Annotated in this window: 7 protein-coding genes; 6 read left to right on the forward strand and 1 reads right to left on the reverse strand. The window is 35.1% G+C overall.

What is annotated here, in order from left to right:
* Positions 1-4: 4 nt before the first annotated feature.
* Complete coding sequence (locus AB3G38_RS00845) at positions 5-397, reverse strand: hypothetical protein (protein ID WP_367866601.1); 393 nt, start codon at positions 395-397, stop codon at positions 5-7.
* Between the two features lie 730 nt (positions 398-1,127).
* On the opposite strand from AB3G38_RS00845, the gene AB3G38_RS00850 reads away from it, so the two are divergent.
* The 6 genes from AB3G38_RS00850 to AB3G38_RS00875 all read left to right on the forward strand — a co-directional run bounded on the left by AB3G38_RS00850 (position 1,128) and on the right by AB3G38_RS00875 (position 6,861).
* Positions 1,128-1,715 (forward strand): Crp/Fnr family transcriptional regulator, encoded by a 588-nt coding sequence (locus AB3G38_RS00850; protein WP_367866602.1) that lies wholly within the window; start codon positions 1,128-1,130, stop codon positions 1,713-1,715.
* Between the two features lie 438 nt (positions 1,716-2,153).
* Positions 2,154-2,912, forward strand: coding sequence for an SDR family NAD(P)-dependent oxidoreductase (locus AB3G38_RS00855; RefSeq protein WP_367866603.1), 759 nt, complete (start codon positions 2,154-2,156; stop codon positions 2,910-2,912).
* Positions 2,913-3,468: 556 nt separating this feature from the next.
* Positions 3,469-3,711, forward strand: coding sequence for a hypothetical protein (locus AB3G38_RS00860; protein WP_367866604.1), 243 nt, complete (start codon positions 3,469-3,471; stop codon positions 3,709-3,711).
* A gap of 948 nt (positions 3,712-4,659) precedes the next feature.
* Positions 4,660-5,286, forward strand: coding sequence for an RNA polymerase sigma factor (locus AB3G38_RS00865; RefSeq protein WP_367866605.1), 627 nt, complete (start codon positions 4,660-4,662; stop codon positions 5,284-5,286).
* A gap of 46 nt (positions 5,287-5,332) precedes the next feature.
* A complete protein-coding gene (locus AB3G38_RS00870) occupies positions 5,333-5,836 on the forward strand; it encodes a hypothetical protein (RefSeq protein WP_367866606.1) in 504 nt (167 codons plus the stop codon).
* A 47-nt stretch (positions 5,837-5,883) separates the two neighbouring features.
* On the forward strand, positions 5,884-6,861 hold the full coding sequence (locus AB3G38_RS00875) for a pyridoxal-phosphate dependent enzyme (RefSeq protein WP_367866607.1): 978 nt from the start codon (positions 5,884-5,886) through the stop codon (positions 6,859-6,861).
* Positions 6,862-7,080: the final 219 nt, after the last annotated feature.

Raw genomic sequence — 7,080 nt, forward strand, 5'->3', positions numbered from 1 at the left:
CTGATTAAACTAAAGAAGCAGACTTAGGTGGTCTGAATATAGAAGAGTTATACTGGTTGTAATAGTTGTATTGGTACAGGATCTGAAAATCGGGAGAACCAGCATTTCTAATAAAAATTGCTTCCTGAAGATTTGAAGGATGAATGTACCAGACCATTTGCATCGCAAGACGAAAATCTTTGCCAGCTTGTTTTTTCTCGTTTTCCTCAACCTGTTTTACTTTATTCATTAAGTAACAGCGTCCGTTACAGTGCATCCAGGGTTTGGCCTTATTGATACATAACTTTTCGGCAATCATTTTCTGGTTCATCTCAAAGCTGATCACGGCAAAATCACGTGAAAAGTACGTGTTTAACACGCAGGCTAATAAGATAAATACGATTGACCGATGTAACATTAAACGCAAAAGTAATCTAAAATGTTCGAAATCTTACTTGTTAAGTATGATAATTGACGGCATAAAGTCAATCTTTTTTATCGTTTTTCTTTATATTGTAAATATAATTTTTGTGGTATTTCTGGATTGGCAGGAATTCTGCATATCGTTGATTGACTTTCACTGGTATAAAAAAAATACCACAATATTTGATGTCATTTTTAGGTGAAATTATAATCACTAAAAATATTTCGCTAAGTTAATTACGAAAGTTTTATTTTCTATTTTAATGGATAATGGTGGTTTAGTATAATAAGATGTCAGGCTGAAAGAGTATTATTTTAATTATAATGTAATATAGTGTTATTTAATTTAAAATTGGTATAAAAACGACACTCTTTTATTTTGAAAATTGCAATGGCCTTCTAATTTCTATAAGTTCCTATTTTAATCATTAAATTTTATGAATAATAGGATCCCTTCAATTTTTATAAGTAGTATTTAGTTAATTTGGTCATTGTCTCCACCATTAAGAAATGGGGGATGAAGGTTTTTGTAATAATTTGAAAATCTCAAATAAAATCAAGTTATTGTATGAAATCGTAAGGACAGTAAACAGTTGGTGTGATCGCAAATAACCGATATTTTACAGGTAGTAAAATTTCTACAAGACAATAACTCAATCTGATTTTCGGATATTAGTTTTTATCAGGCAGCTTGATTAAATTGCGAATTATTATATACTTGAACAATGTCCAATTTTGAAGTGTTTTTCGATTACATTCAGGAAATATCAGGTAAACTGCTTTCAGAAGATGATAAGCAGTTGTTGATGGCACATTTCAAACCCAAAAAACTTAGAAAACGACAATACTTTTTACAGGAAGGTGACGTGTGCAAATATATTGGGTTTATTGTAAAAGGATCCGCCAGGACTTTTACGGTAGATGAAAAGGGGCATGAAAATGTATTGAAATTGTCTGTGGAAAATTGGTGGCTGGCTGATTTTGAAAGCTTTTACCTGTTGACGCCAAGTCGTTTTAATATTGAGGCGCTGGAGAATCTGGAGGTTCTTCAATCAACCAATGCTCAAATTGAGGAGTTTCTTAAGCATATCCCTGCCTTTTCAGCGATGCAGAACATAATCAGTCAAAATTATACCATTGCAACCCAGAAAAGGATACAGGCCGCTTTTAGCTATACAGCTGAAGAGCGTTACGAGGATCTGATTAGCAATTATCCGCATTTTTTAAAACGGTTCCCGCAAAACATGATCGCTTCTTATCTGGGTTTATCCCCGGAAACTTTGAGCAGGATAAGGAAAAACTCTTTTAAATAGATCCTTTATGAAAGGATGAAATTCGGTATCCAAATAAAAAGTGCCATGTTATTTTTACCCCAGACAGTAGCCTGCCATAACATCCCTGAAAACAACACGCTTTAATATAGCTTTTCCAAAAAAACGGCCAAATTTCAATTGCTGCTTCAGAAACCCATCGATGTAAATTCTGAATGCAAAAAAATTGCTCAACAAAGCATAATAGGCCGCAGTGATCTTTCTGGATTTTTGCTTCCTGCGTTTTTATGGCTATCATAAATTGTTCTTTTGCAGTTAGTTATCCGATTAACTTGATTTAGGTCAGGACAATGAGTTGATCTAAATCAAACATACTTAATGATTCATGTCAATAAACAGCCCGTTACAGGGCTGCATCTTTGGATATACTTCAGAACGGAAATACATCTGAAGAATATGATAAATTAACATATAGAAATCATGAGTAAATTAGAAAACAAAGTAGCAGTAGTTACCGGTGCAGCAAAAGGAATAGGTGCATCTATCGCAAAACACTTTGCGGCAGCAGGCGCAAAAGTAGTTGTGAATTATGCCTCAAGTACAGAAGACGCAGCTAGGGTAGTTAAGGAGATAACTGACAACGGAGGCCTGGCCATTGCCGTACAAGCCGATGTATCGAACGAGGCCGATGTAATCAGGTTGTTTGAAGAAACCAACAAGGCTTTCGGTGCGTTGGATATTTTGGTAAACAACGCGGTTCATCAGGGGTACTTACCTATTGAACAGATATCAATAGCAGCTTTTCATCAGCATTTCAACGTCAATGTTTTGGGGCCTATATTGACTATCCAGGCAGCTTTAAAGGCATTTGGCGATAAGGGTGGCAATATCATCAATATCAGTTCGGGTTCGAGTAAATACCCTCTTCCGGGAGCTTCGTTGTACTCTGCCACTAAAGCGGCATTAGACGCCATGACGATTGCTTTATCGAAAGAACTAGGTGCAAAGAATGTTCGCATCAATTCTATTTTGCCGGGTGCTACGGATACAGAAGGTGCAGCTAGTGCAGGCGTAACCCCTGGTAGTGAATATGAAAAAATGTTTGTTTCCAAAACACCGCTTGGCCGCAGAGGCCAGCCCGAAGATATTGCGAAAGCTGTTTTATTTCTTGCTTCGGATGATGCAGCCTGGATTACAGGTGAGCAAATTGGTGTTTCGGGCGGTATGTATGGTTTTTAAAAAGCTTTAAAATTGCACAGGGGCATGGTTTGCTAATAGATACCGGATCAAGTCATAAACTTGTGGATCAGACTCTTTTTTAAGCATAAATTTTGACACGCTAAACAGAAATTCTTTGCTGTCACGGATGCTCTTATGCCTGTGGAAGTTGCGCTGAAAGCTTTCAATTTGCCTGGGAATGACTCGGGCGAAACAAGGCCGGACTGTCAGTAAATAAATTCAAAATAGCTTAAATAATAAAGCTATACCGGCCGGGTACTGCCTGAGTATTGCCTGAGTACTCGTTAGGGTAAGAGCAATGCTAAAGTAACGTGAGAGCATGGCAAGTCCAAGTCAAAACAACTAGTTGAAACAACATGGACTTGCCATGCTTAAAGCCCGTTCTCAACCTGGTGTCACCCCGACCACCACTCAGGCACAACCCAACCATAACTAGTTGAAGATTAATGAAATTATAATTTTCCCTTTGACTAACCCATGGACAACTGCGGACAATTGCAGACAGCTGCGGACAATTACGGACATTTTTTACGCATCAGGATAATCTTTAACGCTAATGGCTTACATTGGTGAAAAGATATTTATTATGGGAAGTTTAACGGGTAAATTTTCAAAGGGAATCCAGGACGATTTCATTTTTAAAGCAGCAGTTTGGCGTACAGGTTGTTTCAAAAGTTCTGTACCGGGCAAAAGGAAACAAACAATGGAAACCCAAAGGCATCAGAGAACTTTCGTCAAAGTAGCCAGCCTGGAAAAAACAGGATCTTTCCTCCCCTTAAGAATTCCGCTGAAGCGTTGACCGATCTCTTATCAAAGTAATCAGGAGCGTTTAATAAGGATAAATTGAACTATAAAATCAGGAAGTAATCAGCTGATTAAAGAATCGTAACCAGCTGCTTTGAACTCAAAAAATATCAAACCCAAAACTTGGAATTTAATCCCTAATCCCTAATCCACAAGTTTATGTTAATCCTGGATATCGAACCTGCCCTATGTGTCACAAAGATCAAAGTGATATTAGCGTTAGTTATTTAAACAACCAGTCCCAAAAGCCTTTTTTGTTCGATTTAGATTCGGGCTTAATTAGGAGTATTCTGTGAATCATATATATTCATTTCTTGATATTCAAAATTATACAAGATGATGTTATTGTTTTTACGGAAAACCAGATTCTTGAAAATTATGAGGTAAGCTTTTGAGCTATTGTGTTTAATAAGCTGTCCTCCCTCTAATCTAAAACCCACATCCTGGTGATCAATTTAAGCGTGTTCACCTAGAGCAATCCTCATTTGGTGTAATAATAATTGTAATTAATTTTTTATAATTTAATTTTAAGGAATCTATTGGTTATTAAGGTTAATTTCATTTTTCTTGAAAGTTATAATAAAAAATAATATTCCTGTAAGTGGTTGATCCTGTATGTGCTGATTGGATATAAAGCTTAAAAATAATTTACGAGCAAGATTAGTTTTAAAGTTTTTTTTTAATAGTTGAAGGTTTCTGAGGTGTATTCAATTGATATGAGTTATTAATTACATTTTATGTTTTTAATAAATCATGGAGTTGCTGTATTTCAAAAATTTTAAGTGCTAAACTATAATTAAGAACTCTTTATGACTAATTATTGATTTGTTTATTGTTCCTGTTGATATAATTAATTAATAATTTGTAGTTGATTAGTTGGTTTTATATTAATATATATTGCTTTATTTTTATAAAAAATATTAATATAATAATTAGTCAATATATGGTTACGTTAAAAGGGAAAAACCTAAAACATATCTGGAAATCTTTTACATTGTCGCAGAGAGAAGACGATTTTTATATTATATATTCTCATTATCATCACTATCTCAGTTATATAGGGTATAAAAGATATTTTTCTGAAGATATAGTTAAGGATGCAATTAACGACGTTTTCCTGTATTTATGGGAAAATAAGTCCGCTCTTCAGAAAGTAGATAATTACCATAATTATATTATTACTTGCTTTGTGAGAAAATTGTATCGTAAAAATATGATTGTACCTAAAGAAACAGAAGAGGTTCTTGAATCTCCTGTTTTACTTCTATCTCCCTCTGTAGAAGATCTATACATTCAGCAGGGAATGAATGGTACAGTGATTCAGATTGTTAAAGCGCATGTTAATCAGCTTGCTGACAAACAGCGGAACATGGTTTATCAGAAATTCTACCTCGGATTATCTTATCAGGAAATAGCTATTGCAAATAATGTTTCTATTCATACTGTTTACAATACTATTTATAAAGCAATTGATAAATTGAAATCAGCAATTACCAAAGAACAGGAAACCTATCTTTTGATCGCAATTGGGACCATGATTCTATTTTTATTATTTTTTCAAATGCAGTAGTGAAAAAATAAATTTTTCTGCTCTATTAAGAAAAATAATTAATCAGATGCCAGAGAAATATTTGAATGAGCTGCTGAAAAATGAAACCTTCATTAATTACTGTTTAAGGAGTAATGAACAGGATATCAGTGACTGGGAAAACAGGATAAAAGACCACCCGGAAACAAAGGCAAAACTGGAGGAATTAAAAGCTATAGTTCTTTCCATAGGATATCATGCAGGACAAAAATCAATAGAACAGAATTATCTGAAATTGCGTACATTGATTAATCAGGGATATGAGATGAAAAAAAGAGATATACTTTTCTTTTTCTCCTGGATCACTTCAGCAGCAGCAATAATTATTCTGCCCGTTATATTATTTTTTTACGGGTTCACAGATGAATCAATTAAGGATAGAATAAGCGCGGTTCGTTTCTTAGAGAGTTGTTGCATTAAAAATAATGAACTCCATAAACCGGCAGACCACCCGGAAAATTCTTTAATATATTCAGTTAAATATCGTCCCGGTGATTACGCGTCCATGAACCAGGTCCGGGCGATCAAATAAAAAAGAAAAATATAAATTAATACATCTCATCTTTAGACTACCTACCTATGTTAAAAGAACTAGAAAAACTAGCTGCCTTTATAGGCAATACCCCTCTTATTGAACTGAAAAACAACGATGCCAATCTATTTGCGAAGTTAGAATACAATAACTTCTCTGGCAGCTCAAAGGACAGAGCTGCATTCAGTATTATCTATAATGGTATAAAATCAGGGAGAATTTCAGAAAATACCACCATCATTGCATCCAGTTCCGGCAATCTTGCTATTGCTGTAGCATCGATCTGCAAAAGGTTGAAATTACGATTCATTCCTGTAATTGATCCGAATATTAATTCATCTTACGAAACATTATTAAATCTGATGTCTCACCGTGTAGTGAAAGTTACGGAGAGAGACCATACAGGTGGTTATCTTTTAACCCGGATCAAGGTAGTTAACGAACTGCATGCTGCTACACCTGATTCTTTTGTTGCAGACCAGTATAGTGATCCCAATAACTATAAAGGCTATTATGGTCTTGGAGAAGAGGTTATTTCCTCGTTTGAAAAATTGGACTATATTTTTGTTGCCGTAAGTTCAAGCGGTGCAATTACAGGTATTTCAGATTTCATCAAAAGGAAAAAACCGGGAGTTAAAATTGTAGGTGTCGATGTGGAAGGTTCTGTCATCTTTAGTGATAAACAAGTGAAACGTTATATCTCAGGAATAGGGGCAAGTCAGGTTCCTCCGATCATGAAAAACGCAATTATTGATGACGTAGTAATTGTTTCTCAAATGAGTATTATCAGAGGATGTACGGAACTGTTGAATGAGCAGGCAATTTTTGCCGGAGCTTCATCCGGAGCCGTTTACCTGGCTGCAAAAAACTATTTCAGATTGAATGAGATCCAGGAATCAAAGGCTACCTCTTTGTTAATATTTCCAGATAAAGGCCATACCTATTTAGATACTATTTATAATGAAGAATGGAGATTTCAACTGGCTGCCAAATTAAATGAAGATGTTCTTTCCACTAATTTTTAAGCCTTAAAATAGAAATCAGGTTATATAGCTGCGCACATTAAATGCCGTGGATATATAACTTGAAACTTTTCAATAATGTCTACTTCCTAAACTAAATAATGCCATTCAGGTGCTGTGGCAGCAATCAAATGCTGCGCTGCCGGGTCTGCTATGTTCATTATTTATCGCTAACTGTCTTTACAAAGCCAAACAGCTGCATTTTAAAATTACCCGCAAATT

It is taken from the genome of Pedobacter sp. WC2423 (genome assembly GCF_040822065.1).
GTDB lineage: Bacteria > Bacteroidota > Bacteroidia > Sphingobacteriales > Sphingobacteriaceae > Pedobacter.